1 protein-coding gene is annotated in these 1,338 nt (G+C 36.5%); it reads right to left on the bottom strand.

Annotated elements, in window-relative coordinates:
- Positions 1-18: 18 nt before the first annotated feature.
- A complete protein-coding gene (locus ACSQ6I_RS19685; protein ID WP_438891987.1) occupies positions 19-1,161 on the bottom strand; it encodes an IS4 family transposase in 1,143 nt (380 codons plus the stop codon).
- Between the last annotated feature and the right edge of the window lie 177 nt (positions 1,162-1,338).

Below are 1,338 nucleotides of genomic sequence, written 5' to 3'. Positions count from 1 at the left end.
GAGGGGGCGACAAAGAGGTTAAAGAGATTGTGGGATAAGGATCATAGCCCTCAGACCCTGCTGATAAAATGGTTGCTTATTGCGAACGGCATCTATCATTGCCAAAACCAATTCTTGACACTCACTCATCGCAACAATCCAACTAGAACCATATAAGCCTATCCAGAAAGCACTATGTCTTCTTCTGGTTCTTTTGTTTTCACAAGGACGACAAACATAAGATTTTTGTCTTTGAACTTGAGTTTTTTGACCTTGTAACCATGCAGAAGTCATTGCCAAAGCAATCAATAAAATTATCCGAATAAGTCTATCAGGAGAAGCTTGAGAACCTTCTAAATTATAACCTCCTGTTTTGCAATCTTTAAACATAGCTTCAATTCCAAAACGTTGACTATATATTTTGATAGTTGTTGAGATATCTGTGAGATTAGTTGATAAATACCAAGGTTCTAGTTCTTGCTTACCGCGATACTTTCGTCTCCAATAAACGGCTAAATTACAACAACCAAAACCTTTCTCCTGTGTGAGATGAACATTTTCATAAAATCTCCGACCTCCCGGATAAATTGGAATTGTACTTAATGGTTGGAATTTTTGTCTTTCTTCTCGAAATGTGGTATCTTTTTTCTGTCTGAAGATATACTTCAAACCCTGACTATGTAACCATTTCCTTAATTCAGCACCATGAAATTCTCTATCGCCAATAATGACTAATTGATAACGTTTTAATAACCTAATTACCGGACGTAATACTTTTTGCTGTTCTTGCAGGTTACTACAACCATCTTTATCTAGTAGACACCAATATACTGGTAATGCTCTTTTTTGATAAATGACACTTACCATCAGAATGTTATTGTCTTTCCATTGTGTTCTGTCTATGGCAATTACCAATTGGGAGAGCGGTTTAAAGAATCGTGCTAAAATGGCTGAAATAATTGGAAACCATAACAACACTACACTCAACTTATTAGAGTTCAAAAATCTTTGTATATGACGACGACGGCTATTTTCTTGTATTGGTAATGGCAGGTTCGCAGCTAATCTTTCTATTCTGACTTCTTTCTGTGTTTGAAGTACCCACACTAGCATTTTCAGGGTGATTAACTGTTTATTAGTCAGGTATTTTTCGAGGATTTCTTGATAAAATGACGGTAGCATTTTTTTGTTTGGTCTTGTTATTTTGACGAGACCATTCTTTTTTACCATCAAACTGCACCCTCTAGATAGCTGCTTAATAGCTGCATAGCATTGTCAATAAGCACCAGATTTTTTGAGAGAGTCTATCACCTGAAACCCTTTGCATATCTTGGTTTCACATTGCTTGTCGCCCCCTCA

The organism is Anabaena sp. WFMT (assembly GCF_051781005.1).
GTDB lineage: Bacteria > Cyanobacteriota > Cyanobacteriia > Cyanobacteriales > Nostocaceae > Anabaena.
The sequence above is the reverse complement of the archived record's forward strand: the minus strand, read 5'-3'. Positions and strand labels throughout refer to the sequence as shown.